This is a genomic window from Thermosynechococcus sp. GLH187 (genome assembly GCF_031583395.1).
Lineage (GTDB): Bacteria > Cyanobacteriota > Cyanobacteriia > Thermosynechococcales > Thermosynechococcaceae > Thermosynechococcus.
Map to the genome: position 1 here is coordinate 1806934 of NZ_CP134175.1, position 25228 is coordinate 1832161.

25 protein-coding genes and 1 tRNA gene are annotated in these 25228 nt (G+C 54.6%); 16 read left to right on the forward strand and 10 right to left on the reverse strand.

Annotated features, from left to right (window positions below):
- Positions 1 to 136 precede the first annotated feature (136 nt).
- Complete coding sequence (locus RHI63_RS08835) at positions 137 to 871, forward strand: DUF2993 domain-containing protein (protein ID WP_310438196.1); 735 nt, start codon at positions 137 to 139, stop codon at positions 869 to 871.
- Here the strand turns inward: RHI63_RS08835 and RHI63_RS08840 are convergent.
- Positions 821 to 1513 (reverse strand): phosphoribosylanthranilate isomerase, encoded by a 693-nt coding sequence (locus RHI63_RS08840; RefSeq protein ID WP_206199855.1) that lies wholly within the window; start codon positions 1511 to 1513, stop codon positions 821 to 823. The two genes, RHI63_RS08835 and RHI63_RS08840, sit on opposite strands and share 51 nt — an antisense overlap.
- A gap of 95 nt (positions 1514 to 1608) precedes the next feature.
- Here RHI63_RS08840 and psaK point away from each other — a divergent pair, with 95 nt between their 5' ends.
- Positions 1609 to 1860, forward strand: a complete 252-nt coding sequence (psaK, locus tag RHI63_RS08845; RefSeq protein ID WP_225901542.1) for a photosystem I reaction center subunit PsaK — start codon at positions 1609 to 1611, stop codon at positions 1858 to 1860.
- Here psaK and RHI63_RS08850 read toward each other — a convergent pair.
- Together RHI63_RS08850 and pyk are read right to left on the reverse strand one after the other, a co-directional pair.
- Entirely contained in the window at positions 1837 to 2790 is a 954-nt protein-coding gene (locus RHI63_RS08850; protein WP_206199857.1) for a serine hydrolase, read from the reverse strand. The genes psaK and RHI63_RS08850 overlap by 24 nt on opposite strands.
- A 14-nt stretch (positions 2791 to 2804) precedes the next feature.
- Positions 2805 to 4589 carry a pyruvate kinase gene (gene pyk / locus RHI63_RS08855; RefSeq protein ID WP_302678094.1) on the reverse strand — a complete coding sequence of 595 codons (1785 nt, stop codon included), beginning with the start codon at positions 4587 to 4589 and terminating at the stop codon, positions 2805 to 2807.
- A 208-nt stretch (positions 4590 to 4797) separates the two neighbouring features.
- Here pyk and RHI63_RS08860 point away from each other — a divergent pair, with 208 nt between their 5' ends.
- From RHI63_RS08860 to RHI63_RS08880, 5 genes are read left to right on the forward strand one after another with little or no spacing between them, the layout of a single operon-like run.
- A complete protein-coding gene (locus RHI63_RS08860; protein ID WP_206199859.1) occupies positions 4798 to 5883 on the forward strand; it encodes a GTP-binding protein in 1086 nt (361 codons plus the stop codon).
- A 9-nt stretch (positions 5884 to 5892) separates the two neighbouring features.
- The gene (locus tag RHI63_RS08865) at positions 5893 to 6048 is read left to right on the forward strand and encodes a DUF2256 domain-containing protein (RefSeq protein WP_206199860.1); all 156 of its coding nucleotides are present in this window, start codon (positions 5893 to 5895) and stop codon (positions 6046 to 6048) included.
- Positions 6049 to 6084: 36 nt separating this feature from the next.
- Positions 6085 to 6462: a SaoD/DsrE family protein gene (locus tag RHI63_RS08870; RefSeq protein ID WP_310821498.1), complete on the forward strand. Its 378-nt coding sequence runs from the start codon at positions 6085 to 6087 to the stop codon at positions 6460 to 6462.
- 16 nt (positions 6463 to 6478) lie between these two features.
- Positions 6479 to 6697: a GDCCVxC domain-containing (seleno)protein gene (locus RHI63_RS08875; protein ID WP_206199861.1), complete on the forward strand. Its 219-nt coding sequence runs from the start codon at positions 6479 to 6481 to the stop codon at positions 6695 to 6697.
- A gap of 57 nt (positions 6698 to 6754) precedes the next feature.
- Complete coding sequence (locus tag RHI63_RS08880) at positions 6755 to 7894, forward strand: geranylgeranyl reductase family protein (RefSeq protein WP_310828258.1); 1140 nt, start codon at positions 6755 to 6757, stop codon at positions 7892 to 7894.
- On the opposite strand, the gene RHI63_RS08885 is transcribed toward RHI63_RS08880, so the two are convergent.
- Positions 7891 to 9855, reverse strand: coding sequence for an adenylate/guanylate cyclase domain-containing protein (locus RHI63_RS08885; protein WP_310821499.1), 1965 nt, complete (start codon positions 9853 to 9855; stop codon positions 7891 to 7893). The two genes, RHI63_RS08880 and RHI63_RS08885, sit on opposite strands and share 4 nt — an antisense overlap.
- Positions 9856 to 9896: 41 nt before the next feature.
- Here RHI63_RS08885 and RHI63_RS08890 point away from each other — a divergent pair, with 41 nt between their 5' ends.
- From RHI63_RS08890 to RHI63_RS08900, 3 genes are all read left to right on the forward strand, one after another.
- Positions 9897 to 10409 (forward strand): hypothetical protein, encoded by a 513-nt coding sequence (locus RHI63_RS08890; protein WP_206199863.1) that lies wholly within the window; start codon positions 9897 to 9899, stop codon positions 10407 to 10409.
- Between the two features lie 71 nt (positions 10410 to 10480).
- Positions 10481 to 10562 (forward strand) — tRNA-Tyr (locus RHI63_RS08895).
- Between the two features lie 15 nt (positions 10563 to 10577).
- Positions 10578 to 11033: a hypothetical protein gene (locus RHI63_RS08900; protein ID WP_206199864.1), complete on the forward strand. Its 456-nt coding sequence runs from the start codon at positions 10578 to 10580 to the stop codon at positions 11031 to 11033.
- Between the two features lie 28 nt (positions 11034 to 11061).
- Here the strand turns inward: RHI63_RS08900 and RHI63_RS08905 are convergent, their stop codons facing one another.
- Positions 11062 to 13530: a cyclic nucleotide-binding domain-containing protein gene (locus tag RHI63_RS08905; RefSeq protein ID WP_302678098.1), complete on the reverse strand. Its 2469-nt coding sequence runs from the start codon at positions 13528 to 13530 to the stop codon at positions 11062 to 11064.
- Positions 13531 to 13669: 139 nt separating this feature from the next.
- Here RHI63_RS08905 and typA point away from each other — a divergent pair, with 139 nt between their 5' ends.
- Positions 13670 to 15460, forward strand: a complete 1791-nt coding sequence (typA, locus tag RHI63_RS08910; protein ID WP_206199866.1) for a translational GTPase TypA — start codon at positions 13670 to 13672, stop codon at positions 15458 to 15460.
- Entirely contained in the window at positions 15460 to 15741 is a 282-nt protein-coding gene (locus RHI63_RS08915) for a DUF3593 domain-containing protein (protein WP_149818699.1), read from the forward strand. The genes typA and RHI63_RS08915 overlap by 1 nt, the downstream gene beginning before the upstream one ends.
- A 4-nt stretch (positions 15742 to 15745) precedes the next feature.
- Here the strand turns inward: RHI63_RS08915 and RHI63_RS08920 are convergent, their stop codons facing one another.
- Positions 15746 to 17392, reverse strand: a complete 1647-nt coding sequence (locus tag RHI63_RS08920; protein ID WP_206199867.1) for an AarF/ABC1/UbiB kinase family protein — start codon at positions 17390 to 17392, stop codon at positions 15746 to 15748.
- A 128-nt stretch (positions 17393 to 17520) separates the two neighbouring features.
- On the opposite strand from RHI63_RS08920, the gene trxA reads away from it, so the two are divergent.
- Both trxA and RHI63_RS08930 read left to right on the forward strand, forming a co-directional pair.
- The gene (trxA, locus tag RHI63_RS08925) at positions 17521 to 17835 is read left to right on the forward strand and encodes a thioredoxin (RefSeq protein ID WP_149818701.1); all 315 of its coding nucleotides are present in this window, start codon (positions 17521 to 17523) and stop codon (positions 17833 to 17835) included.
- Positions 17836 to 17961: 126 nt separating this feature from the next.
- Positions 17962 to 19119 carry a DUF445 family protein gene (locus RHI63_RS08930; RefSeq protein WP_310743548.1) on the forward strand — a complete coding sequence of 386 codons (1158 nt, stop codon included), beginning with the start codon at positions 17962 to 17964 and terminating at the stop codon, positions 19117 to 19119.
- Here the strand turns inward: RHI63_RS08930 and RHI63_RS08935 are convergent.
- Positions 19116 to 19706, reverse strand: a complete 591-nt coding sequence (locus tag RHI63_RS08935) for a DUF3318 domain-containing protein (protein ID WP_310828259.1) — start codon at positions 19704 to 19706, stop codon at positions 19116 to 19118. The two genes, RHI63_RS08930 and RHI63_RS08935, sit on opposite strands and share 4 nt — an antisense overlap.
- Before the next feature lie 114 nt (positions 19707 to 19820).
- Here RHI63_RS08935 and RHI63_RS08940 point away from each other — a divergent pair, with 114 nt between their 5' ends.
- Positions 19821 to 21098, forward strand: a complete 1278-nt coding sequence (locus RHI63_RS08940; RefSeq protein WP_310828260.1) for an FAD-dependent hydroxylase — start codon at positions 19821 to 19823, stop codon at positions 21096 to 21098.
- Between the two features lie 80 nt (positions 21099 to 21178).
- Positions 21179 to 22498, forward strand: coding sequence for a class I SAM-dependent methyltransferase (locus RHI63_RS08945; protein WP_310821502.1), 1320 nt, complete (start codon positions 21179 to 21181; stop codon positions 22496 to 22498).
- On the opposite strand, the gene RHI63_RS08950 is transcribed toward RHI63_RS08945, so the two are convergent.
- The 3 genes from RHI63_RS08950 to RHI63_RS08960 are packed head-to-tail and all read right to left on the reverse strand — an operon-like array spanning position 22490 to position 25226.
- Positions 22490 to 23602 carry a DUF819 family protein gene (locus RHI63_RS08950; protein ID WP_310744473.1) on the reverse strand — a complete coding sequence of 371 codons (1113 nt, stop codon included), beginning with the start codon at positions 23600 to 23602 and terminating at the stop codon, positions 22490 to 22492. The two genes, RHI63_RS08945 and RHI63_RS08950, sit on opposite strands and share 9 nt — an antisense overlap.
- Positions 23595 to 24314: a peptidase gene (locus RHI63_RS08955; RefSeq protein WP_310744474.1), complete on the reverse strand. Its 720-nt coding sequence runs from the start codon at positions 24312 to 24314 to the stop codon at positions 23595 to 23597. Before RHI63_RS08955 ends, RHI63_RS08950 begins: the two co-directional genes overlap by 8 nt.
- 9 nt (positions 24315 to 24323) lie before the next feature.
- On the reverse strand, positions 24324 to 25226 hold the full coding sequence (locus RHI63_RS08960) for a VWA domain-containing protein (protein WP_310744475.1): 903 nt from the start codon (positions 25224 to 25226) through the stop codon (positions 24324 to 24326).
- Positions 25227 to 25228 lie beyond the last annotated feature (2 nt).

Consider the following 25228-nt stretch of genomic DNA (forward strand, 5'->3'; position numbering starts at 1 on the left):
TTCCACTACCCCAGTTCTAGCAAATTAGGAAAGTTGCCTCTGACCAGACCCAACCTACGTCCAGTTTCGTTAAAATCAGCGAACTAGCCCCATAGGTTGGCCTAGGTATCACCCAAAAAGTGTGTGAGGAGTACGTATGTCGTTAACGTCCCCAGAAATGGCTGAGGCGTTTGGTGCCGCTTCTGAACGCGGACTAATTCCCCGGGTCTTGCAACCGGCGTTGCACTGGTGGTTATCTGCGCAGTTGGAGCAGGCAACAGGCTTGGAAATTCAAATTCAAGGGGGCGATCGCCAGATTTTGCGGGGATACTTACCCCACGTGCGCGTTGCCGCAGCTAGCGCCAGTTATCGCGGTATTCAATTGCGCCAAGCAGCCGTCCAAGCGGAACAGATTCAGATTAATCTAGGGCAAGTGTTGCGAGGCAAACCCCTAAAACTCTTGGCACCAGTGCCGGTGCGCGGGGAACTAATTCTCAGCCAAGCCGATCTCGACGCCTCTTTGGGGGCGCCGCTCCTGCAATCCAGCCTACGGGAACTGCTGAAATTGCTCGATCAGCGCGGCTTGGGCAAAGCAGGGGTCAATCTGCAGGAGTGGCAATTGCGGCATACGCAGGCAGAATTGGGTGCTGGGTGCCTCAAACTGGTGTTCTCGATGGTGAATGCCCAAGGGGAGCAGGCGGATTGGCATTTGATGACCCAGGTGCGCTTGCAGGATGAGCGAACCCTCTGCTTAGAAAAGGTGCATTGGCAAGGGGAAGGTGACCCTCATCCCACGGTGGCCATTGATTTGGGTGAGGGGGTGGCCATCCAAGAGTTGCGGCTAGAAACGGGTGCCCTCAGGGTGCAGGGAATGATTTGCATTTATCCCTAGGTTGCTCAGCAATGCTGCTACGCGCCCTAAATCCTTGATCCCCGGTTGGCTTTCCACACCACTGGCTAGGTCAATCCCTTGGGGTTGGGTTTGGGCGATCGCTTGACGGCAATTTTCCGGCGTGATGCCCCCCGCCAGCCACCAAGGGCAAGGAATGGCTAAGTCTTTCAGCAATGTCCAGTCAAAGGGCTGCCCCGTGCCCCCCAACTGCTGCGGGTGATAGGCATCTAGGAGAATGCGATCCACAATCGGGGCGTAGGCGGGAATCTCGGCGAGGCTGGCTGCCGATCGCACCCGCAGGGCTTTGATCAACACAATATTAGGGAAGGCATGGCGTACCTGTTGGCAAAACTCGGGCGATTCGCTGCCATGAAGCTGCAGTGCCTGTACCCCTGTGGTTGTGACTAAATGGGCTAATGCTGCTAAATCGAGATTGGCAACCACGGCAACAGTCAGTACTGAGGGCGGCAACTGGCGACAGATCTCGGCAATGGTTGCTGCCGGGACATAGCGGGGGGAATGGGGCACGGTAATAAACCCCAAAGCACTGACGCCCATTTGGGCGATCGCGATCGCCTGTTCGGGTAGAGTCAAGCCACAAATTTTGACAGCAATTTTGACAGGGACAGTTGAGTTAAGCATTTGTAACGAGATGCACCATTTTGTAAAGAACTAGCGGTGGGCGATCAGGCCGTTCCGTATAATTCATGGGCAATTGTACCCATTTAGGAGGAACCATGGTGTTAGCCACGCTCCCCGATACCACTTGGACGCCGTCTGTGGGTTTGGTGGTGATCCTCTGCAACCTGTTTGCGATCGCCATTGGCCGCTATGCCATTCAATCACGGGGAAAAGGCCCCGGTTTACCCGTTTCCTTGCCCGCCCTCTTTGAAGGCTTTGGTCTGCCCGAATTGCTGGCTACCACCAGCTTTGGTCACCTTTTGGCGGCCGGGGTTGTCAGTGGCCTACAGTACTCCGGTGCCCTCTAGGGTCGGAATACCACTGGCAATTTGACGGGAAATAAAGGGCAAAACCTCTGTATTCATACTGGCAGTGCGATTCTCAATAAAGACCACCAAGGTATAGGGGCAATGATTGGGGAGTTCAATATAGGCCGCATCGTGGCGCACCCAACTGGTGAGTCCCGCCTTTGACCACAACTTTGCCCCCGGAGGTAGCCCTTCCCCCAAAAAGCCCTGTACTTGGTTTTCTGGATCCTCGGCCAAAAGCTCTGGATCGAGGGAACGCTCCATCAGTTCCATCATCGCTTGACTGGCGCTAGCAGACACGGCAACACCGCCCACAATACTGTGGATTAACTTAGCCGTGGCATCAGTGGTCAGACGATTAGCATTCTGGCGATCGCGCCCGACAAATTCCTGCTCTCGTCCATAGGGGCCATCACACCACGTTTTTTGATTCACGTTGATATTAGTTAGCTCTGGCCACCCTAAGGATTGAAAATAGCGATTGACGATATTGCGCTGGTATTGCCATGTGCGAAAAGGTTCCGGTGGCAGCACCGGGCCACTGGTCGTCCCCGTGAGCATATCCACCACGAGGCTCGTGGCATCATTGCTGGAGTCCACAATCATATCCCGCAGGGCGCGTGCTAATTCCGCATCCGGCTGAAGCATACCGCTGTGGAGCCACTCATGACAGGCCACCAGATAAAACAACTTCACCACACTGGCCGGGTACATCGGTACATCGCCGCGATAATGGGCGCCGGGAATCGAATACCGCCAAAATTCTGCTGCGGTCAGCGCTCCGCCCGTATTCACGGGAATGGGGGGTGGATACACCAATAAGGTCAGGGCAATGTCCTCTTGTCCCAGCCAAGGAAAGTGTTGCCATGTCGCTTGGAGCGTCCGCGTCACCAAATCCGTGAGATAGGTGTTGGCCTGAAAAAAAATCATTGCCTGTTCCACTCCTACTCGGGCGATCGCTCGACACCATTGCGCGCACCGGAATAGACCAAGCCCCGTTCCACATCCATAGTGAGAATCGTGCCCTCGCGGATCAGGCGGGTGGCATTTTTGACCCCGACAATCACTGGAATGCCCAAGCGCAACCCCAAGACCGCCGCGTGGCTCGTCAGGCTATCCTCTTCGGTAATAATGCCTGCCGCTTTGCGAATGGCTTCCACCAATTCAGCACTGGTGCGCTCGGCCACCAAAATTTCGCCACTATTAAACGTGCGAACTGGCATTCCTGCGTGCACCACCCGCGCCGGGCCACTCACCGACCCATGACCAATGCCACAGCCGCGTCCCATCACCGAGGTGACGAGTTCCACCTTGATCATATCCGTGGAGCCAGAGACCCCTTGCAGCGTGCCAGCGGTCATCACCACTAGATCCCCTTCCTCTAGGAAGCCCCGCTCCTGTGCCGCATTAATGGCTGCCTGAAACGACTGCCGCATCGAGGGATGATCCAGAGTCAGCAGTGGTTCTACCCCCCAGACTAACTGCAAGCGCCGTGCCACCTCGATATGGGGCGTTGCCGCCAAAATCGGAATTTGGGGACGAAACTTGGAGACATTGCGGGCGGTTGCCCCTGTTTTTGTTTGGGTGATGATGGCCTTGGCTTTGAGTTGAGCTGCTACTTGTCCCACCGCTTGGCTAATGGCATTGGGAATGGAACGTACCGCCACAGCATCGACAACAGGCGGTTGCCGCAGTTGGGGTTGGTTGTCAATGCGCGCCGCGATCGTCGCCATCATCTTCACTGCCTCGACGGGGTATTCCCCCATGGCCGTTTCATTGGAGAGCATCACGGCATCGGTGCCATCGAGAATAGCATTGGCGACATCGGAAATCTCGGCACGGGTAGGGCGGGGGCTTTTCACCATGCTGTCCAGCATTTGTGTGGCCGTAATCACGGGAATGCCCAAGCGGTTGGCGGCAGCAATCAGCCGTTTTTGCAGAATCGGCACCTCTTCGGCGGGCAGTTCCACCCCCAAATCTCCCCGTGCCACCATGACACCATCGCAGAGGGAGAGGATGGCATCCATTTGCTCGATCGCCTCGTGCTTTTCGATTTTGGCAATCACCGGCACCTGCTTGCCCGCATTGGCAATCAGTTCTTTGATCTCCAGTACATCTTGGGGATTGCGAACAAAGCTGAGGGCCACCCAATCTACCCCTTGATTGAGGCCAAACATCAGATCTTCACGATCTTTCTCTGTCAGGGCCTTAATGGAGAGGTAAACCCCTGGAAAGTTCACGCCCTTGGCATTCGAGAGCGTGCCGCCAACAACCACTCGGCAGTGGAGTTCACCCGCCTCCTTATCCACTTCTTCAACGACCATTTCCACGCGGCCATCATCCAGCAAAATCGTGGCGCCGGCGGGAACCTCCTGAGCCAAGGGGGGATAGGTAATCGAGCTAATGTGCTGGTTGCCCATGACGGAGCGACTGGTGAGGGTAAAGCGATCGCCCCGTTTGAGGGAAATGGCGCCCTGTTCAAACCGCCCGAGGCGAATTTTGGGGCCTTGCAAGTCCTGCAAAATGCCCACGGGTTGCCCCAACTCATAGGAAATTTGGCGAATCAGGCGAATGCTGCGCTGGTGATCGTCGTGGGTACCATGGGAAAAATTCAGGCGCAGGGTAGTCGCTCCCGCTTGGATAATGGCGCGCAGTTTATCGGGATGGCTAACCGCTGGACCAATGGTGGCGACAATTTTAGTGCGGCGTTGCAACGGCTGGTTCGACATATTCAACTTAATCGTTAGGCCTCAACAGGTTACCCTATTTTGCTTGACATGGGGAGACATGCAGGAGCGTTTTGGACATTGTCCTACCCACGGTAACGGCTGTTGGTGGCAATCGGGTCTTGTTTCTAGCCTACAGCGATCGCTCACCCCTTGAGCGAGGTGCAGCGGCTATAATTTGAGAATAATTCTCGCTCTTAACATCCTGCCTATGACGACTTCTTCCCTGCCTACAACTGCCAAAATGGAGGCAATGAAGCACGGCCTACCGGTAACTATCATTACAGGGTTTCTCGGTAGTGGTAAAACCACACTCCTCAATCATATTCTGACCAATCAACAGGGACTGAAGACCGCCGTCCTTGTCAATGAATTTGGGGAAATTGGTATTGATAATGAGCTATTGGTGACCCAAGATGAGGGCATGGTGGAGCTCACCAATGGCTGTATCTGCTGCACGATTAACAATGACTTGGTGAATGCAGTTTATCGGGTTCTCGAACGTCCTGACAAGGTGGACTATTTAGTCGTGGAAACAACGGGCTTGGCGGATCCACTGCCGGTGGCTCTGACCTTTTTGGGAACTGAGCTGCGGGATCTCACCCGTTTGGATTCAATTATTACGGTGGTGGATGCGGAGAATTTTAGTCTTGATCTTTTCAATAGCAGCGCTGCCCAAAGCCAAATTGCCTACGGTGACATTATTCTCCTCAACAAAGCAGATCTGGTGACTGAGGAACGCTTGCAGGAGTTAGAACGGCGAATTCACGAAATGCGGGAGGGAGCGCGGATCATTCGTACGGTGAAGGCGCAAGTGCCCCTGCCCTTGATTTTGAGTGTGGGGCTGTTTGAGAGCGATCGCTACTTCCAGCCTGAGGCAGCGCCCCAGCATTCAGAACACGACCATGAGCACCACCATCACGACCACGGTCACCACCATCATCATGAGTGTGATGACCATTGCGATCATGATCATCCTCACCCCCATCAGACCTCCAACCACCTTGAAGAGGATGGCTTTACCTCCGTTTCCTTCCAGAGCGATCGCCCCTTTGAACTGCGCAAATTCCAGTATTTTCTGGATCACCAGCTACCGGAATCCGTCTTTCGTGCCAAGGGCATCCTTTGGTTTAAGGAAAGTCCCCGCCGCCACGTCTTTCACCTCAGTGGTAAACGCTTTAGCCTCGATGATGAGGAATGGAAAGGCGATCGCAAAAATCAACTGGTTCTCATTGGCCAAAATTTGGATCATCCAACCCTGCTGACCCAGTTGGCCGCCTGTGTCACTGACGCATAACCCCCAATCATGGCCAAGCAACGGCGCAAAGAAAACCTTCCCAGCAAAATTTGTCTGGTCTGTGGCCGGCCCTTCCAATGGCGCAAAAAATGGGCGAATTGCTGGGAGGAGGTGAAGTACTGTTCTGAGCGCTGTCGGCGGCGGCGCTCCCAAGCCCAAAGTTAATGTGCTTTTGCTGGCTGAATCAAAAGGAATGGTTCTATGAAAGTTGCCTATATTTTTGCCACTGACATGGCCAGCACCTTTAAGCTGGCAACGATGGTTTTACCGCAGCTGGAGCGGGGCGATCATGGCGCTGAAGTGGTGGGTATGATGTTTTTTGATGATAACCTCTTTTGTTTGCGTTTAGGGGATCCCGTTGGTGAGCGCTTAGCCCGCATTGCCAAGGAACAGGGGATTTTACTCATGGCCTGTGATCAGTGTGCGGTGCGCCGTGGTTTGGCCGAAGGAACATTTGACGAATGTGGCACCGGTTCTGTCAAAGCCAAGGGGATGGTTGAAGGGGTAGTGTGTGGCTGCTTTCCGCATTTTTATGCTAGCCTTGCAGGCAGCGGACTCGATCAAGTCATTACCCTTTGAGTCTCTGCTGAGGAAGATGAGTCAACCGTCAGTTGTGTTTTCCAGCACCCTAGTCTGTCCCCATTGTCACACGGAGCAAGCGGAATGGATGCCCAGCGATGCCTGTGTCGTGTTCTGGGAGTGTCCCCAATGTCATGCCCACCTCAAACCCAAGGCGGGGGACTGTTGTGTCTTCTGTAGCTACGGCACGGTTCCTTGCCCATCGCGGCAGCTGGAACACACTGGCGATCGCTAGAATTGGGGGTTGCTACCCCCTGCGGAAACCGCTATCGTGGGGGCGCTTTTGCCTCCCGTGAGTAACCGTATGCAGGCAATCTACGACTGTATTGTGGTGGGTGGGGGTGCTGCTGGCGGGTCAGCCGCCTATCATCTCGCTTGCCGCGGACGTCAGGTTTTAGTTCTAGAAAAATTGGCCTTGCCCCGCTCAAAGCCCTGCACTGGAGGGGTTTCACCCGCCATTGCCCAGTGGTTTGATTTTGATTTTCAGCCCGCCATTGCCGATACCACCCGCACTGTGCGCTACAGTTGGCAGCTCAGTGATGCCATTGAAGCCGAGTTAAGCATTCCCGAACCCATCTGGATTGTTGATCGCACGGTGTTTGATCAGTACCTGTTGCAGCAGGCACAACAAAGGGGTGCGGTTGTTACAGATCAGACCGAGGTTACTGGGATTACGTTCCAAGCAGATCGCTGGCAGATCCACACGGCAACCACGACCTATGGTGGGCGGTATCTCATTGCTGCCGATGGTGCCAATAGTCAAGTGGCTCAGTGGCTGGGGTTTAAGCCCAAAGTGGTGCGCACTGCGGCGGTGATGACCATCCCCAATCTAGGGGGGGATCGCGCGGCGCATTTTGAATTTGGCCTCGTGAAAAATGGTTACCTCTGGAGTTTTCCGAAGGGGAACCAGCGAACCGTTGGGGTTGCCGTTGTGCGGGGCAGCGATCGCCCCAATTGGGAACCGATTTTGCGACAGTATTGCGCTGCCCATGGGCTGCAGTTGGCCGACGCTGCCATTCAATACCATCCCCTGCGGGTATGGGAGGGTCAGCAACCACTCCATACCCACCATGCCCTCCTTGCGGGTGAAGCCGCTGGTCTGGTAGATCCCTTTTCGGCTGAGGGAGTTCGTCCTGCTCTCTACAGTGGCATGCGGGCTGCTGAAGCCATTGACGCAGCTCTTGCTGGCGAAGTGGATGCCTTGGCCACCTACAGCAAAAGATTGCAGGAGGAATGGGGAGCGGATTTAGTGTGGGCGCAACGCCTCGCAGCACTCTTCCATCGCATGCCGAAGGTCGGCTACCACCTTGCCATGAAACGCCCCTCCGCTACCCAGCGGCTCGGTCAAGTCCTCTGTGGTGAGTTGCGCTATCGCGATATTGCTGGCCGTGCCATCCAACGGCTCAGCAGTTCCCTGATTCCCGGACGTTAGATCTCCACTTCAATGGCGGTGGGCTGATTGGGGGCGATCGCCAGCCCTTCGCGGACGCCGAGAATGCGAAAGACCTGAATTTTGCGCTCTTTGCCCTTGAGTTCCAACGGTCCCCATGCCTCGACCTCGTAGCGATCGCCGAGATACTCCAGCGTTTCCTGTGCCACTAAAATCCGACAGGGGCTAGGCTGGCGGTGCTTGTCCACACTCTCAAGGCGCGAGGCGGTATTCACACTGTCGCCAATCACACCGTACTCGAGGCGATTTTTACTACCGAGACTGCCGACCACAATCGGACCTGTGTAGATCCCCGCCCGCATCATCACCTGCGGTAACCCTTGAGCCGCCCATTCACGATTCAGTTCCTCTAGTAGTTGTCCCAAGGCCAAGGCACAATCCACGGCATTGCGGGCATCAATGGCAATTCCTTCGCGGCTGGTTCGTTTAATGGGCACGCCAAACACGGCCATAATGCCGTCACCGGTGAACTTATTAATCACGCCGTGGTAGCTTTGTACCACATCCGCCACTTTTTCGAGATAGGCATTGAGCCAGTTAAAGAGTTCCTCCGGTTCCATACCTTCAGAAATGGTGCTAAACCCCTTCAAGTCAGTAAAAAGCAGTGTGGCAATCAGGCGTTGGCCGGGCAACTTACCATCCTTGAGGAGTTCATCCCGCCGTTCCCACATGGCAGCGGCAATTTCCGGCGAGATATTTTGGCCAAGGAGGCGCATCACCATTTGCCGTTGCTGTTGGGCTTGTTGTGCAGTGTAGGTGACGACTCCGCCACTGCCAAGGAGGAGGGTCAATGCTGGCGGTACAAGGGGCACCCAGCCCAATTTCAAAAACAACCCATAACAGGCCAGCAGTAGGATGAGGAGAGCCGTGCCCACTGCCGTTGCTAGAGCCAAGGGATGGCGCACGCGCCAAGCAAGGATGGCACCAATCAATGCCCAAAGAACAATCCAAACGTTCTCGACACTGTTGGGCCAAAACCATATAACCGCGCGATCGCCCAAACCCGCATCAATGAATTGCCCCACCATTTGGGCGTGGATAAACACCCCTGCCATGCGCTGATTGTCCCGCAGGCCGGAACTAAAGGGGGTATAGAAAAAGTCTTTGCCACTTTCGGCAATGTTGCCAATGAGAACCACGCGATCGCGAATCAATGCAGGAGCAACCCGCCCATTGAGCACATCCTCCAAAGGTACCCAAGTCACTGCCCGCTGATCACCGCGATAGTTGAGCATAATTTGATAGCCCGCCGTATCGGCACCCACATAACCGCCGTCATTGGGTTGCAGGGGTGTGAAAATACTCTGCCCCAACTGCATTACATTGGGATCGGCATCACTGCCCCGTGGCTCAATCCCCCCATCGGCTAAGTACCGCAGCGCCAGCCGCAAGGAGAAAGAGTACAGCGTATTCCCCTGATCGTCCGGCAAAAATAACAAGCTGCGACGGACAATGCCACCGGCATCCACAGTGACATCATTAAATCCCACCTGATCGGCACTGAGGGCCGCCGACGGACGAATGGTTGGGTGAGTGGCATCCCCTAGTTTCGTGACCGCAAACAGGCGATCGGAACTTAACCAAAGGCGGTTTAATTCCTCATGTCCCGGCGGTACAGCAAAATCGCGGTAAATATCAAGACCAATGGCACGGGGCTGATGTTTGAGGAGTTGTTTTAGAGCTTGGGCATAGATCTGATCCGGCAGCGATAGGGAGCGGTAACGTTGAATATCGGCTTCGGTGACTGCCACCACCAAGAGTCGCGGATCGGGGCCGGGCATAGGGCGCAATTGCATCAGGCGATCGTAGGCACCCAATTCCAGGGGTTGGAGCCAACCCATTTCGCGAATCCCAATCACCACCGTGCTGGCGATGGCACTGGCTACGACAATCAGACCCAGATCAGCAAAGGTGCGGCGAAAGTGGGACAATAGGGGCAGCATAGCTTTGCAAGCAAGCAAGAGATTTTCTTCATCCTATCGCTATGAAAAATTACTTGGTAGCGACATTGGGCGATCGCCTCCAAGCCGAGGCCGTTTATACCCAGCTGGAAAAGGACGGCTTCCCCATGGCAAAGGTCGCCCTTTTGGGTCGAGGCTACAAACAGTGGTCAGAGTTGGGACTTACCGATCCCTTTCAAGTGGCACGCCAGCAAATGCAACGGATGTTGATCTGGCTTGTTCCCTTTGGCTTCTTTGCCGGTTTTACCTTTAACCAAGCGACTCAAATTGACATTCTGCCGATGCTGGATCGCCTCAACAATAGTCTTTTGGGGGGCATCTTTGGGGCGATCGCTGGCGCTCTCGGTAGTCTCACCGTAGGTGGTGGTCTGCAAGTGGTGATTACGGGTAAGTCGGGCATCCCCTTTGAAAAGCGATTGCAGCGGGGCAAATACCTGATCCTAATTCAAGGTAGCGACAGCGAGATTCGCCGCGCCGAACGTCTCCTCAAAGTGCAACCCCTAGAAAACCTGCAAAGCTACACCCTCGACGAGTAGGGAATGGTTTTCTCAAAACGGGAAGCTCAAGTCTCCCCCCTGATGTGGTATATTAAGAAATCGCGATGAAAGGGTCGGTGCCCGAGTGGTTAATGGGGGCGGACTGTAAATCCGTTGGCTACGCCTACGCTGGTTCGAATCCAGCCCGGCCCATAGAGATAAAAAAGCATGAGTGAACCTGTAACGCGATCTGAATGGAGTCAAGTGTTGGATGCCATCCAAGGGATGCAGGCCAGTCTTCAGGCTATAGAGAAAAAGCTAGATATTCACATTGCCACCAGTGGCGAGAGGTTCCAACGACTTGAGGACAAAATTGATGCTGTTGAGGCGAAGCTAGAGCAGCGTATCAATGCTGTTGAGGCCAAGCTAGAGCAGCGTATCAATGCCGTTGAGGCCAAGCTGGAACAGCGCATCAATGCCGTAGAGGCGCAATTGTCGCAGCGTATTAGTGCCGTAGAGACACAATTGGGGCAGCGCATTGACACAGTAGAGACCACATTGCAGCAAATTGTCAAACGGCAGGATGGAACCGATGCTCGTTTGTGGGGATTCTTGGTGACGCTGCTAGTGCTGGCTGCTGGCTTAATCACTAAGCTGCTGTTCTTTGACACGCCACGCCTTTGATGAAGTTTTGCGAATCCAGCCCAGCCCATCAAAGTAAATAGGCAATTCCCCAAGCGAGAGCGAGAATGCCTAGCCAAGGGTGCCACATCTGTCGTAGGGGCGATCGCGCAATCTTTTGACTGAGGAGCAAACTGGCAAGGGTACTGACGACAAGTGTGGTCGTTTGCAGGAACCCGATCACTGCTGGATGGGCTTGCCAACTGGGCAAACTCGTGCCATCGAGGCCAAAGGTTGCAAAGGTTACGGGCAACAACTGACCCGCCTCCCCTAGACCAAGGGGCAAATAATAGGCCAAATTGGCACCCAGCACCAAAGGCAGATACCCGTAGGCCAAGCGCACAAAGGGAACCGAGCCTTGTCGGTGTATCTGATGCCAACCCCATGCCAAGAGTCCCGGCAGAGCTAGCGCCACCACCGCAATCATCGCCTGCACGCCCAAATTGGCCTCTGCAAGTCCCAGCCATGCCAGAAGCAGCGGTAAACGGTGCAATACCACCGCCCCCAAGAGCAAAAACAGCAGGCAAACTTCAGCCGCCGTGGCCTCATGACTGGTCCAGAGATCAATAGCCGGCGGACGCAGATTCACTTCCACCGAGCGATGCGGGCAAGCCTTGAGACAGGTCATACACAAAACGCAATTGCGGTTATCCGTTAGTTGAGCCGGATGGGAATAGACGGGACAGCCCCCCGTTTCTTGACCTTCCCCAAGGGCGGGCCCCCCTTTGTAGCATTGGTAGGTCTGGCAACTGGCAGCGCACACCCCCTGCTGTGCCCGCAATTCAAGAATGGAGAGTTTGCCAAAGAGGCCATTCATGCCACCAATGGGGCAGAGATAGCGACACCAAAAGCGACGTTCATAGAGCTGAGAAAAAATCACGGCTCCCGCTGTAATCAAGATCAGTAGCCAACTGGAGAGATAGGCCGTATTGGGTAAATCCCACAATTCTTCCCACAGGAGAATCACGGCAAAGAGGCCAAAGAGCACCCAGCCCCCCCAGCGTTCCGCCAGTTGACGCGGCCAAGGGCGCAGCTTGCGCGGCCAAATCTTGAGGGATAGCCTTTGCAGGACTTCGCCGTAAATCATAAAGGGGCAGACCGCACACCAAATGCGCCCCAAGAAGGGAAAGATCAGCAATGAGACCGGCCACCACCACGCCCAGAAGAGGTTCAGGGTAAAGTTGTCTGGGCGATCTTGGGGTCCCCAGAGGCCAATGGCGACAATCAGCGGAAAAAGCCAAAGGGTCAGGCCATAGTTGAGGCGATCGGGCCACCACGGACTGCGTAGAAAAGCACGCAATTGGGGATAGGCATTGAGTAGGTTCCAACGAAATCGCCGTTGGCGCGATCGCTCCGGCCAAAAGACTTCTTCAGTGAGTAACTCCGCCCCGTCTGCTTGCACAAGGGCACGCTCCACCAGACTCGCCAACTCCCGCAAATTGCCGGGAAAATCATAACTTTGCAGCCGGCGTAGGGCTTCGGGGGTAATCTGAGGCTTAGGAATGCCCCGTTGCCGGCAGTAGAGGGCAATATAGTAATTCACCAAGGCTTCAATATCTGCTTTTGTCACCCGCAGTGGGGGTACTTTAATTTGGTGGTGCACCAGATTTTGGTAACCGCAGCCTTTCTTTTCGGCAATCAAGATCAATCGCCCCGGAAAGCGGCGGGAGGGTACGGGGGGGTCGGCGACGGGTTCATAGGTCTGTTCGGCCACAAGGCGGCGCAGTTGCGGATAGAGCTGGGCAGGCCATTCATGGACATTGTTGAGGATCAGGGTGCCCTCTGCGACCCAGTCAAGGAGACCTAGTTTCGTGGCTTTGCCAAAGAGTTCTGCCCCATTGGCGGATAGGGTGCCACAGTTAAAACGAATCAGGGGTTGGCGACGATCGCGCGAGCCATAATGAATTAGCGCAGCAATATTGTCCTTTTCCAGACCCGGTTCACCAAAAATCAATACCGGCTGGCGATCGCTCGCGGCCTCTTTAATCCCTTGGCGTAAGCGCACGGCATAGCGACTACTCCCCACAATTCCCTGTTTTACGCGCGGTACAAGATAGGGGCGCAAGACTGCCTGCCGCTCCTGCTCGTGGGCAAGATCACTGAGGGTACTTTGCAACTGCTGCGACACCTGTTGGCGGAGTTCGGGAAATTGATCAGCCAATGTGGCAAACACCTCGCGGGGCAATGTCCACAATTCACAGTCCGTGAGGGTAATCACTGTTTGCGGTGCCCGTTGCTCCAGTACCAGTTCTGGCCAGTGCAAAACCGTTCCCGGTGGCAGGGTCGTTATAGTGGCGGGGCGATCGCGGGTGGTGTGGTAGGCTTCCAGCTCTCCCGATCGCAGGATCATCAGATGAGTAACGGGTGTGTCTTCAAGGACAATGCGACGATTGGCCGCAATGGATTCTGTGCGCAGGGCGGCAGCGATCGCCTCTAATGCTGCCAAAGAAAGCGATCTAAGAGGAGTATGGGTTTGCAGCCAACTCAGGCGATCGGTCATCGAGGGCACCCCCCAACAAAATTAGTGATGAGGAAACACCTCACTACCTATGGCTCAGTTCCTTTACCAAACTACGCTAGGATTGTAAAGGTTTCTTACGCTCCTCAACGCTCTATTACAAAACCCGCAGGAAGTCGCTATGAGTCTGCCGATTCGTAATGTTGCCATTATCGCCCACGTTGACCACGGCAAAACCACTCTGGTGGATGCCCTACTGCGTCAGTCGGGTACCTTTCGTGAAGGGGAAGACATTCCTGAGTGCGTCATGGACTCCCATGATCTGGAGCGCGAGCGTGGCATTACGATTCTGGCCAAGAATACAGCGGTTCGCTACAAAGACTTGACGATTAACATTGTGGATACCCCCGGCCACGCCGATTTTGGCGGTGAAGTGGAGCGCGTCCTTGGCATGGTGGAGGGTTGTCTGCTGATTGTCGATGCCAACGAAGGGCCAATGCCCCAAACCCGCTTTGTCCTGAAAAAAGCCCTGGAAAAAGGTCTGCGCCCCATTGTGGTTGTGAATAAAATTGACCGGCCGCAGGCAGAACCCTACAAAGCCATTGATAAGGTGTTGGACTTATTTATTGAGCTGGGGGCGGATGATGATCAGTGCGAGTTTCCCTATCTTTTTGCTTCGGGCTTGGCGGGCTACGCAAAAACAGATCTAGACGAAGAGGGCAAGGATATGCAGCCCCTCTTTGAGGCCATTGTCCGCCATATTCCACCGCCCGTGGGCAATCCCGATGCGCCGCTGCAACTGCAGGTGACCACCTTGGATTACTCGGAGTACCTAGGGCGAATTGTCATTGGCAAAATTCACAACGGCACCGTGCAGGTGGGACAGCAGGCGGCCTTGGTCAAGGATAACGGCCAAATTGTCAAGGCAAAGATGACCAAACTCTTGGGCTTTGAGGGACTGAAGCGGATTGAATTGGACATGGCCAGTGCCGGCAATATTGTGGCGATCGCGGGCTTTAGTGATGCCAACATTGGCGAAACCATCACCGACCCCAACAACCCCCAAGCCCTACCCCTGATCAAGGTGGATGAACCGACCCTGCAAATGACCTTTGCGGTCAATGACTCCCCCTTTGCCGGTCAGGAGGGAACCTTTGTGACCTCGCGGCAATTGCGCGATCGCCTGTTTCGGGAACTGGAAACCAACGTGGCACTGCGGGTCGAAGAAACCGACTCCCCCGATCGCTTTGCCGTTTCTGGTCGGGGTGAATTGCACCTTGGCATTCTCATTGAAACGATGCGCCGCGAAGGCTATGAATTCCAAGTGTCCCAGCCACAGGTGATCTATCGTGAAGTCAATGGTCAGCCCTGCGAACCCTACGAATGCTTAGTGCTCGACGTTCCCGATGAAGCCGTTGGCGGCTGTATTGAGCGCCTCGGCCAGCGACGCGGTGAAATGCAGGATATGCAGGTGGGGGGCAATGGTCGGACGCAACTGGAGTTTGTGATTCCGGCGCGGGGTCTCATTGGTTTCCGGGGCGAATTTATGCGCCTAACGCGCGGCGAAGGGATTATGAACCACAGCTTTTTGGACTATCGTCCCTTGGCAGGCGAGATCAGCACCCGTCGCAATGGCGTCTTAATTGCCTTTGAGGAGGGCACGGCCACCTTCTATGCCCTGAAAAACGCCGAAGATCGTGGTGTCTTTTTCATTACCCCCGGCACCAAAGTCTATAAGGGTATGATTGTCGGTGAGCATAACCGTCCCCAAGACCTCGAAATCAACGTCTGCAAAGCCAAACAACTCACCAACTTCCGCTCCTCAACGGGGGATGAACTAGTGCAACTGCAAGCACCTGTGGAAATGAGCCTAGAGCGGGCACTGGAGTACATTGGCCCCGATGAACTGGTGGAGGTAACGCCCCAATCCATCCGACTGCGGAAAATGAGCAAGAAGCTGGCACGCCGCTAATGCTGACGAATGCCTTTTTTGCCCTCTCGCTGTTTCCCTATTTGGGGTTCTTGTACTTCATGACCCGCAACCCCAACACCCCCCGTTTAGCCCTCATTGGCTTCTATGGGACACTGGTGTTTGTTGCTGTCACCATTCCAGCGGGACTCTATGCCCAACAGGTCTATGGCACAACCTTGGCCAATGTGGATGGGTTGCACGGGGGGGCAGAATTTTTTCTAACCTTGGCCAATATCCTGATTGCCTTGGGCTTTCGCCGCGCCCTCAGGGAATCCTCCTAACCGCCTATTGCCAGCGGCATAACCAAAGAAAGCGCAGCCAACTACGCAGGAGTGCCAAACCCGCTAGTGCTGCTACTGTAAAAAGAGCGATCGCCCCCCCCAAAGCTTTGGCTGACCACAACATCGCCCCCGCCAAAAGGGTAAAACCAGCCAATCCCAAATAAACTAAACAAATTAACAAACTCTCAATGCGCCGCAGTTGCCGCTCCATGGTGGGATTGCGCACCGACAGTTGCAGTTCGCCACAAGCCAAGCGATCCTCTAACTGTTGCAGCCGCACTTCAACCCGACTGGGCTGCTGTAATCGCTGGTTGATTAGGGTTTGGGTTTGGTGAATCAGTTCTCGCCAGCCCCCCCGCGAGTGACGCATGAATTCCTTGACAAAGGGTTGGGCCGCCGCACTCAGGTTGTACTCAGGGTCTAAACTGCGGGCAATCCCATCGAGGGTTGTGAGGGACTTGAGAATATAGGTCATCTTTGCGGGTAGGCGAAAGGGTTGCTGCTCAAAAAGGGCATACACATCCTGTTGCAACTCCCGAAACGCGGTTAAATCCACAGGCCGTTCGGTAAATCGATCTAAAATCAATTGCATAATCCGTTGTAGGGGGACTCTATCGGTAACAGGCATCAATAGCCCCAGTTCAATCAAGGCAGCAATCACGCGATCGCTATCCTTTTGCAGCACCGCAAAAAATGTTTGTACCATCTGCTGCTGATTCAGGGCTGGCACTTCCGTCATCATGCCGTAGTCATAGAAGATGAGATCGCCTTCCTTGGTCACGGCCAAGTTCCCCGGATGCGGATCGGCATGGAAAAAGCCATCAACTAATAACTGCTTGAGATAGCAACAAATTCCCCGCTGGTTAATCATCTGGGGATTCAAGCCAAAGGCTTCGATGGCGGCGCGATTGTCAATGCGAATGCCGGGGAGATACTCCATCGTCAGGACATAGCGGCAAGTATGCGTCCAATAGACCTTGGGGACGCGAATATGGGGGTCTTGGGCAAAGTTGGCACGAAAGCGATCGGCATTTTGCCCCTCTTGAACGTAATCAATTTCCCGCAGCAGAATACTAAAAAACTCCTCATAGATTTCGTGGAGGGCATAGGGACGGAGAAAGGGCAGCCAGCGATCGCCCCAGCGAATGAGTTCACCAATGGCCAGATAGTCCAGATACAATTTCGCCTCTAGATGGGGGCGTTGCACCTTGACAACAACCTGTTCACCACTGTGGAGTGTGGCGCGATGGACTTGACCGAGACTGGCGGCTGCAAGGGGTTTGGGATCAAAGGTGGCGTAGAGATCGGCAAGGGGTTGCCCCAAGTGCTGCTCAATCAGGGCGATCGCCTGTCGCGAGTCAAAGGCAGGCACCTGATCCTGTAGCTTTCTTAGCGCTTCAATGTATGCCGGGGGCAAAAGATCAAAACGAGTGGAGAGAAACTGACCCATTTTAATAAAGGTCGGCCCCAAGACCAATAATTGCTGTACGAGCCAACGCGCACGTTGAGATTGGGCGCGATCGCTCCGCCGCCGCCAAGTATAGTCCCACAGCAGTTGACTCCCAAAGCGCCCCAACACCCCCACAATTTGGCTCACACGGCGAAACAGGAGCCAGCAACTCGGACGATAGGTAGAGGCAGTAACCAGCATTCAGCAGCAATCACAAAAAGTGCCCAACCTCAACAATACTCCCTTTTTCACGGGCATTCAGATTTGCTCGCCCCGATTCTCTTCTGCCGTGTCTATGATGAGAACTAGAGTCCTGATCGGAATTTGCTATGGCGACCACACGTCAATTTAGTAGCTTCAGCGATCTCCTAGCCACCACAGACAAACCCCTCTTGGTTGACTTTTATGCCGACTGGTGTGGTCCTTGCCGCATGATGGCGCCGATTTTAGAGCAGGTCAAGCAAGTTTTGAAATCGGCTGTTGAGGTCGTCAAAATTGACTCCGAGCGCTATCCCCAACTGTCGAGTCAATACCACGTTCATGCTCTGCCAACCTTGATTCTTTTCCACCGAGGCCGTGAGGTTCAGCGCTGGGAAGGGGTTCAGCCGCCAGAAGTTCTGATTGATGCGATTCGCCGCCTGTAAAATTCTTCAAAAGAAAGGTGTTTGAGGAATCAATCAGGATTGGCCAATATCAGCTATTGGACATTGCTCGTACCACCGTTGGCGGGGGGCGTCATCGGCTACTTTACGAATGATTTAGCCATTACCATGCTCTTTCGCCCCTACAAGCCTATTTATGTCGGCGGCAAGCCACTCCCCTTTACCCCCGGTCTGATTCCCCGCAATCAGGAGCGGCTGGCTCGTCGCATTGCTGATGCCATTCTGGGTTCTCTCCTGACGCCAGAGGAGCTGCAAAACTTAGCGCGGCGTCTGTTGCAAGTGGAACGAGTGAAGGCGGTCATCCATTGGCTCCTACAAACAAGTCTGAGCCAAATTCAGGCTCAAAGTGAACAGCGATCGGCCCAAGTTTTGGCCAATATTCTACGGGATTTTTTTGGCAGTGCCCTACCCCGTTTGATTAAAGTGTGGTCGCGGCGGGAAGATTTTCTGGAACCACAACTGAATCAACTCTTTGATCAGGTATTAGTGGAGCTGCAACTGAGTGATGAGCAGGCGGAAAAACTGGCAGATTGGCTGCTGTCGGTCATGTTGCCCCCCGATCGCCTGCGACTGGCGATTATTGACTTTCTCACCGATCGCACGATTAATGTCCTCGATCAAGAACTGCGGCAAAACACCAGTGGCACCTACTGGGTGGTGGCTAATCTGGTGGGGGTGCGCAATACGTTAATTCGCCTGCGGGAGTATTGTCTCAATGAACGCGAAGCTTGTAACCGCCGCCTTGGAGAATTAATCACGGCATTGGCACTGCGGCAACGCTTGGTGGAAGCGCTGCAAAATATCACCCTACAAAGTTTGCCCCTCGGTACGGTGCGGGAGCTACGGCAACTGTTTCGGCAGACAGTGCGCAGCTATATCCAGGAGCAGGGCTTTAGTGTCGTTGAAACGCTCAGTCAAACGGTGGAGTGGGAAACGATTTCCCTGAGTATTTTGCGGCGACTGCGGGATTCAGCCAGTCTGGGTGCCTCGCTGGAAGTGGTCAGCGATGAATTGGCTCTAGTGCTCGATCGCTATCTGGAACGGGATATGGAACTGATTATTGAGCGGGCGATTCCGATTTTGGATTTGGATCGGGTGATTGTGGAGCGGGTCAAGGCCACCTCGCCAGAAAATCTGGAACTAGCCATTCAGGGCATTGTTCGCAGTGAGTTGCAAGCCATTGTCCGCTTGGGGGGCATTCTTGGCTTTTTGATTGGGGTGGCACAGGCCGGCTTTTTGTACTGGCAAAGTCTTCAGGGGGTCTAAACAGGGACTTTGACCTCAGATTCACCCGCCAACTGGCGTAGATTTTGGCAGCGAATGAGTTCAGTGACATCAAGAATAGGACGCCGCTCTAACTCTGCTACCTGAGCAATGCCTGAAAGAAGGGCTTTGGCAGCCTCTTGTTCACTGTAGCCACGCCGTTGAGCCAATTGCAGGGCTTGGCGATCGGCCGCCACTTCCACGGGAATGCCCCGCGTATTTTGCCACACTTGAAGGCCAGCAAAGGTGGTTAGCCCCCCGGCTACCAAAATGCCGACAGGATCTGCTTGGATAACTTGTAAGACTGTACCCAGCAAGCCTGCCACCGTGAGTCCTTGGTAGAGGTCAAGTTTGATCAAACCCGTGGTGTTAAACCACGCCACTGCCCGCAGCAATAAAAGATCGCGCTCTGGGGTATCGAGATGCTGCCACAGGCGAAAGTTAATTTCAATCGGGCGATCGCCCCAAGGAAGAGCGGGCTGATAGCGCAACACTTTGCTTTGTTGTGGTCGAGAAACCAACTTACAGCGCATCCGTGCCGACGCCGGCATCAGATCAAGCAAGCGCGGAATCTCAGCCTCTGGGGTCATAGGGAAAGTCATACACTCATTGCTCTGCCTTTAGTCTGCCATTACCATCCCTTTTCTGCAATCTTTTAAATTCCTTAGAATGAGGGAGCAAGTGTTTTTTGTGCCCAAATCAAAATGGTGATGACATCGGCCTTTGCCCCCTCAGAACAATCGCTGGTTGCTTCTGGCCAAGAATTGCCCGCCGTGGATGTGGCGATTGTCGGTGCGGGGATTGTGGGTCTGAGCTTGGCCTGCGCCCTACGCCATAGTGGCCTAGCGATCGCTCTCATCGAAGCAACACCCTACGCGCGGGAAAACACCAAAGGCCAAGCCTATGCTCTGCACCAAGTGTCCCGCTACTTCTTTGAGGGGATAGGGGTGTGGGATCAGCTGATGCCCCATGTGCAGCCCTTTGAGGTGGTGCAACTCTCCGATGGCCATTGCCCCTTGACCGTTCGCTTTTATCCTGAGGATTTGGGCACAGCGGCCATTGGCTATGTCGGTGAACATGCAGCGATCGCCGAGACCCTTCAGAGCGTTCTACAGTCTGTTGGCAATGTGACGTTCTATTGTCCGTGGCGGGTGGTGGCCAATGAAGTGAAGGGCGATCGCGCTCAGTTGACGCTCATTTCTGGTGACCCGGCCGCACCCAAGGTGGCTCACTTGGCAGCGCGTTTAGTGGTGGCAGCAGATGGTGGCAAGTCTCCCCTGCGGCAGCAGATGGGTATTGAACCCAAGGGATGGCAATATGGTCAGTCCTGTGTGGTTGCTACCCTCGATGTTGCCCATCCCCGACCCGTGATCGCCTATGAACGCTTTTGGCCAACAGGCCCCATGGGGGTGCTCCCCCTAGCAGGGAATCGCTATCGAGTGGTTTGGACACTGCCCCACCCAGAGGCGGAAGCCGTTGCTGCCCTCGAAGATCGCGCTTTTCTAGCGAAACTTCAGCCCTATCTTGACCCGCAGATGGCGGAGATTACGGGGGTGAGCGATCGCTTTGTCTTTCCAACCCAATTAATGCAAGTGAATTCCTATGTGGCCGATCGCTTTGTGGTTATTGGCGATGCCGCCCATCGCTGTCATCCAGTGGGAGGGCAAGGGCTAAATTTAGGCCTGCGGGATGTGTGGGCACTGGCGCAACAAATTCTCGCTACACCTTGTGAGAGACTGGGCGATCGCCCGTCCTTGATCCAATTTCACCGTCAACGCTGGTGGCAAAATGCCCTAACCCTTGGATTTACCGACCTACTCAATCGGCTTTTTTCCAATGCGTGGTGGCCTTTGGTGGGGGTGCGCCGCTGGGGCTTGTGGCTGTTGCGAACTGTTGCCCCCTTCAAACGTCTGGTGCTGCGGTTTATGGCCGGTCTCCTGCTACCCCTACCGAGCGATCGTCAATTCCCCAGAGGGCGTTAAAACTTTCTGCGCAATTATCTCCAGCGCCGTCATTCTGTAGGATGAATTTGACAGAGAAACGAACCACTTGGGAGAAATAGATGGCTGCTACGGATGATCTAGAGAAAATTCGCCGCCAGTTTGACTATGGTCCCTATCCCCGTGTTGCCATTGACAAAACTCCCAAGGATGAGCCGAATGTTCTCTTTGTCCACGATTTGGTGACCGCCTTTTATGTGCGGGATCATCGGGTACCAGAGACCAAGGGCAAGCGGATTCTCGATGCCGGGTGTGGCACTGGCTATAAGTCCTTAGTGCTGGCGATCGCCAACCCCGGCGCGGAAATTGTCGGTATTGATCTATCCCCTGAGTCTGTGAAGTTAGCGGCAGAGCGACTCAAGTTCCATCACTTTGACAACGTTTACTTTGAGGCGCGCTCCATTTTGGATTTGCCCAGTTGGGGCGAGCAGTTTGACTACATCAATTGCGATGAGGTGTTGTATCTGCTGCCTGACCCCGTCGCAGGCCTCAATGCCCTCAAAAGTGTCCTTAAGCCCGATGGTATCTTGCGCGCCAATCTCCACAGTGCGCTGCAACGCTTCCCCTACTTTCGTGCCCAAAACCTCTTTAAGCTGATGGGCTTGATGGACGACAACCCCGAAGAAATGGAAATGGACATTGTCCGCGAGATCATGAAAGAACTCAAGGATGGTGTCGATCTGAAGGTTCGCGCTTGGAACCCGCACTATGAGAAGGAGGAGAGTAATGAGACCCTCTTGGCGAATCATTTACTGGTGGGCGATAAGGGCAGCACGATTCCCCAACTCTTTCAATACCTAGAAGCAGCGGGTCTGGAATTCATTTCCATGGTTAACTGGCGCCACTGGAATCTGGTGGATCTCTTCAAAGACCCAGAGAACCTGCCCACCTTTTTAGCGCTGAGCTTGCCCGATGTGCCCCAGGCAGTGCAATTGGAGATGTATGAACTTTTGCATCCCGTGCATCGCCTCTTGGATTTTTGGTGTAGTCCGCAACCCCGTGCCGCGGTACCCGACTTAGGGGAATGGTCTGAGGAGCAGTGGGATCAAAGTACGATTTATCTCCATCCGCAACTGCGCACTGAGGCAATCAAGGAAAAATGGCTAGGGTATCTCAATGACCGCATGATTGTAGACTTGGGCACATTTATGTCCTTTTCTAGTCCCACGTCGGTCTATGTGGATCCGCTGGGATTGGCAACACTGCTGCCCTTGTTTGATCAGCCCCTTCCCTTTCCAGAGCTGTGCGATCGCTATCAACGCTTGGCTCCCCTCGACCCCCTCACCCTAGAACCCATTGAACCAAGGGTGGCACGGCAACAACTGCAAGCCCTTTTGACCCGCTTGGAATTGAGTTTATTTGTTCTGGTTAGTTTACCCTAAACCCATCCAGCCAAGAACTTGGGCAAGCGCCAGTCCCAAATAGCTGGCGATCGCATAGCCAAGCAGTCCCAAGGTAATCCCGACCCCCATTAACTGGGGTTGATGCCGACCCGTGGCTTGGGCAACGGCTGTGGTTGGTCCGCCAACAGCTGCCTGGGAGGCAAGGGCAAGCAGTTCCACATCCAACTTCAGGAGTGCCCCAAGGCCGAAGGTGACAAGACCGTGGGTAAACACAATCATGGTGGTAAAGAGAATCATTTCCAGTCCCACCGGAATGAGCGAGGGCACATGGGTACCGGCACCAATCACCGTAAAAAAAAGATTCAGGCCAAACATTCCCAAAGCGCCCGTGCCCCGCAGGTAGCGCATCCATTTGAATTGCGCCAGCGCCAAGCTGAGGGTGGTGAGCCAGACAATGGTGGGAATCAGCGGCCAAAACTGATGCAGTGCCGTTGACAAGACCAAGATAGCTATGGCCAAGCTGAGGAGAATGGCCAAATCCACAGGAGCGATCGCTGAGGTCGTCGGTAGCGGCATCACTCTAACAGTTGCCTCTGCATCCCGTGAAGGATAAAAACGGGCTAATAGCGAGGGTAGAGTAAGGGTTATCGCCAGCCAAACTGCCGTGAGCAGGTTATCCGCCGTCGTGGCCGCACTAAAGAGCAAATCCGAAAGGTTGAGGGCACGCCCAACCCCCACGAAGTTAATGCTGCCGCCAATATAACTAGCCGCCAAACTGCCCGCCAAGCGGGGGGTATCCCCCAAAAACCAACGATGGAACAGCACACCTGCAAGGAGAGCGCCCACCAAGGTTCCACAACTGGCCAGGCCAAAGGCCAACAGCGCCGATCGCCCCAAGCGCCGCACATCCTGTAAATTCACCAGCAGTAGTAGCCAGACGATCGCCAACGAAGTGATGGTGCCGTAGATCGTGTCATAGACCGGCGATTGTTGGGGAATAAGACCCAAATTTGCACAAATGGCCGCCAAGATCAAAATGATCAGCGAAGACCCCAAGCGTGCCGCCCAGCGAAAGCGATGCTCTAGCCATAGCCCCAGAGCCGTTAGGGTTAATAGGATGCCCCAAAGGATCAAGTCATCCATGAGGGGTCAACTCCGCTAGCCGCTGTCCCAACCGTGTCGGCTGCTCATAGACCCGCCGCAGGGTATTCACATCCCGCTGTGAAATGGGGGGCGGATCCGCCACTTGGGCAAAATAGAGGGCATCAGTGGGTAGGGGGCTATGTCCCCAAATGCCGAGGGCATGACCCAGTTCGTGGCGCAGCGCTGCAAGGACAAACTTGGCAGCTTGAGTCGGACGCACCACGACACGGCAGCGATGGCGCAGCACCCCTTGGCTATCCACAAAGAGTTCGTAGCTGGTTTCAGCAAAGCGGGCGCGGCGGTTATTTTGATCCGTGGGTCGCTGCGAGCGCAAGCGAATATTCGCCGCTAGGCTGGCATCCACAATTTTTAAGGGCAAATAGGCGGACCACTCCTTTACGGCCTGTTCTGCCGCTGCTTGCCACACATGGTTCGGATCCCACGGCGGCGGTTCAATTGCAACGGTGACCGGGAACTCTGTCCACAGTAGATAGCCCACTTCCACCGCTTGGACTTCATCAAAATAGTCCTCACCTTTCCTAGGAATCTCAGCGAGGGAGGGGGGCAACGGATAATGCACTGCTGCTGGCAGTTGGATATTCTGGCGCGTCAGGTTTGCGGTGCCTGCCAAGGACTCCCAATTCCCTTGGGTACCGCCCAGCATCAATCCTAGGGCAACCATGCACACCAAGAACCACCAGCGACGCTTCATCCTTGCTCCTCAACAGGTCTGTACAAAGGGCCAGCCCGGAAATCGCCAGAGAATAAGGGGAATTGCCACCGTCCAGAAAAAGGCATTGAGCAAGGCAATTTGACCCGCCAGATTCATCGGCAAATGCAACCATCCCTGCAACACCCAGCGATCCAAGGGCAAGACCAAGAGCCACATAAAACAAATGACGGCCATTCCGCCCCAAAAGATTGGCCAGCGGGCGTTGCTATTGAAGCCCTCAAAAAAGGTTTGACCCACCAGTTCTTCGAGAATGGCGACGGGGGCAGAGCGGTATTGCCCACCTGTGACTTGGGTAGCGGCGGCCAGTTGCGGAGCATGATCACCGACAACAATGGCGTTGATTTTGACTCGTTGTTGGCGGGCATTGGCCACCACGCCTGCATCTACTGGGGCTTCCCCATCGGTAATGAGGAGCAGTTGGCGGCAGCGATTCGAGATCTGTTGCAGTTGTTGGGTGGCCATGGCGATCGCCCCCGAAAGATTGGTGGCACTGGGATCCACTTGGGCAAGCAAGTCACTGCGATTGAGGGCTTGATCCAATTGGGTGAGGAGCAGATCACTATTGGTCTCAAACCGCGGCGTCAGAAACACCACATTGCGGCCAAAGCCGTGGATCATGACTTCGTTGGGGGTGGTGAGTTCCCGTTGGTTGCGTTGCAAGTAGAGCTTGGCAGCGAGCACCTGCTGCGCCATTACAGTTTGGGGTTGATTAAATTGCAACGGATTATTGCCAAACGTACTGCCGCTGAGATCAAGGGAGAGGACAACGGCGACACTAGGGCGTCCCCAATTCAACAGTGAGAAGAGCAGTGCCAGCAGGACACAGCCTATGAAAAGAATGAGGGGAATCTGAAAAAGAGGGTAATACCACAGTTGTCGCCGACGGGTCATAA

What these genes read in the sequence shown, in the direction of transcription:
- RHI63_RS08835 (WP_310438196.1), top strand. Translation starts at nt 137, where the DNA reads ATGTCGTTAACGTCCCCAGAAATGGCTGAGGCGTTTGGTGCCGCTTCT.
- RHI63_RS08840 (WP_206199855.1), bottom strand. Translation starts at nt 1,513, where the DNA reads ATGCTTAACTCAACTGTCCCTGTCAAAATTGCTGTCAAAATTTGTGGC.
- psaK (WP_225901542.1), top strand. Translation starts at nt 1,609, where the DNA reads ATGGTGTTAGCCACGCTCCCCGATACCACTTGGACGCCGTCTGTGGGT.
- RHI63_RS08850 (WP_206199857.1), bottom strand. Translation starts at nt 2,790, where the DNA reads ATGATTTTTTTTCAGGCCAACACCTATCTCACGGATTTGGTGACGCGG.
- pyk (WP_302678094.1), bottom strand. Translation starts at nt 4,589, where the DNA reads ATGTCGAACCAGCCGTTGCAACGCCGCACTAAAATTGTCGCCACCATT.
- RHI63_RS08860 (WP_206199859.1), top strand. Translation starts at nt 4,798, where the DNA reads ATGACGACTTCTTCCCTGCCTACAACTGCCAAAATGGAGGCAATGAAG.
- RHI63_RS08865 (WP_206199860.1), top strand. Translation starts at nt 5,893, where the DNA reads ATGGCCAAGCAACGGCGCAAAGAAAACCTTCCCAGCAAAATTTGTCTG.
- RHI63_RS08870 (WP_310821498.1), top strand. Translation starts at nt 6,085, where the DNA reads ATGAAAGTTGCCTATATTTTTGCCACTGACATGGCCAGCACCTTTAAG.
- RHI63_RS08875 (WP_206199861.1), top strand. Translation starts at nt 6,479, where the DNA reads ATGAGTCAACCGTCAGTTGTGTTTTCCAGCACCCTAGTCTGTCCCCAT.
- RHI63_RS08885 (WP_310821499.1), bottom strand. Translation starts at nt 9,855, where the DNA reads ATGCTGCCCCTATTGTCCCACTTTCGCCGCACCTTTGCTGATCTGGGT.
- RHI63_RS08890 (WP_206199863.1), top strand. Translation starts at nt 9,897, where the DNA reads ATGAAAAATTACTTGGTAGCGACATTGGGCGATCGCCTCCAAGCCGAG.
- RHI63_RS08900 (WP_206199864.1), top strand. Translation starts at nt 10,578, where the DNA reads ATGAGTGAACCTGTAACGCGATCTGAATGGAGTCAAGTGTTGGATGCC.
- RHI63_RS08905 (WP_302678098.1), bottom strand. Translation starts at nt 13,530, where the DNA reads ATGACCGATCGCCTGAGTTGGCTGCAAACCCATACTCCTCTTAGATCG.
- typA (WP_206199866.1), top strand. Translation starts at nt 13,670, where the DNA reads ATGAGTCTGCCGATTCGTAATGTTGCCATTATCGCCCACGTTGACCAC.
- RHI63_RS08915 (WP_149818699.1), top strand. Translation starts at nt 15,460, where the DNA reads ATGCTGACGAATGCCTTTTTTGCCCTCTCGCTGTTTCCCTATTTGGGG.
- RHI63_RS08920 (WP_206199867.1), bottom strand. Translation starts at nt 17,392, where the DNA reads ATGCTGGTTACTGCCTCTACCTATCGTCCGAGTTGCTGGCTCCTGTTT.
- trxA (WP_149818701.1), top strand. Translation starts at nt 17,521, where the DNA reads ATGGCGACCACACGTCAATTTAGTAGCTTCAGCGATCTCCTAGCCACC.
- RHI63_RS08930 (WP_310743548.1), top strand. Translation starts at nt 17,962, where the DNA reads ATGCTCTTTCGCCCCTACAAGCCTATTTATGTCGGCGGCAAGCCACTC.
- RHI63_RS08935 (WP_310828259.1), bottom strand. Translation starts at nt 19,706, where the DNA reads ATGACCCCAGAGGCTGAGATTCCGCGCTTGCTTGATCTGATGCCGGCG.
- RHI63_RS08940 (WP_310828260.1), top strand. Translation starts at nt 19,821, where the DNA reads ATGGTGATGACATCGGCCTTTGCCCCCTCAGAACAATCGCTGGTTGCT.
- RHI63_RS08945 (WP_310821502.1), top strand. Translation starts at nt 21,179, where the DNA reads ATGGCTGCTACGGATGATCTAGAGAAAATTCGCCGCCAGTTTGACTAT.
- RHI63_RS08950 (WP_310744473.1), bottom strand. Translation starts at nt 23,602, where the DNA reads ATGGATGACTTGATCCTTTGGGGCATCCTATTAACCCTAACGGCTCTG.
- RHI63_RS08955 (WP_310744474.1), bottom strand. Translation starts at nt 24,314, where the DNA reads ATGAAGCGTCGCTGGTGGTTCTTGGTGTGCATGGTTGCCCTAGGATTG.
- RHI63_RS08960 (WP_310744475.1), bottom strand. Translation starts at nt 25,226, where the DNA reads ATGACCCGTCGGCGACAACTGTGGTATTACCCTCTTTTTCAGATTCCC.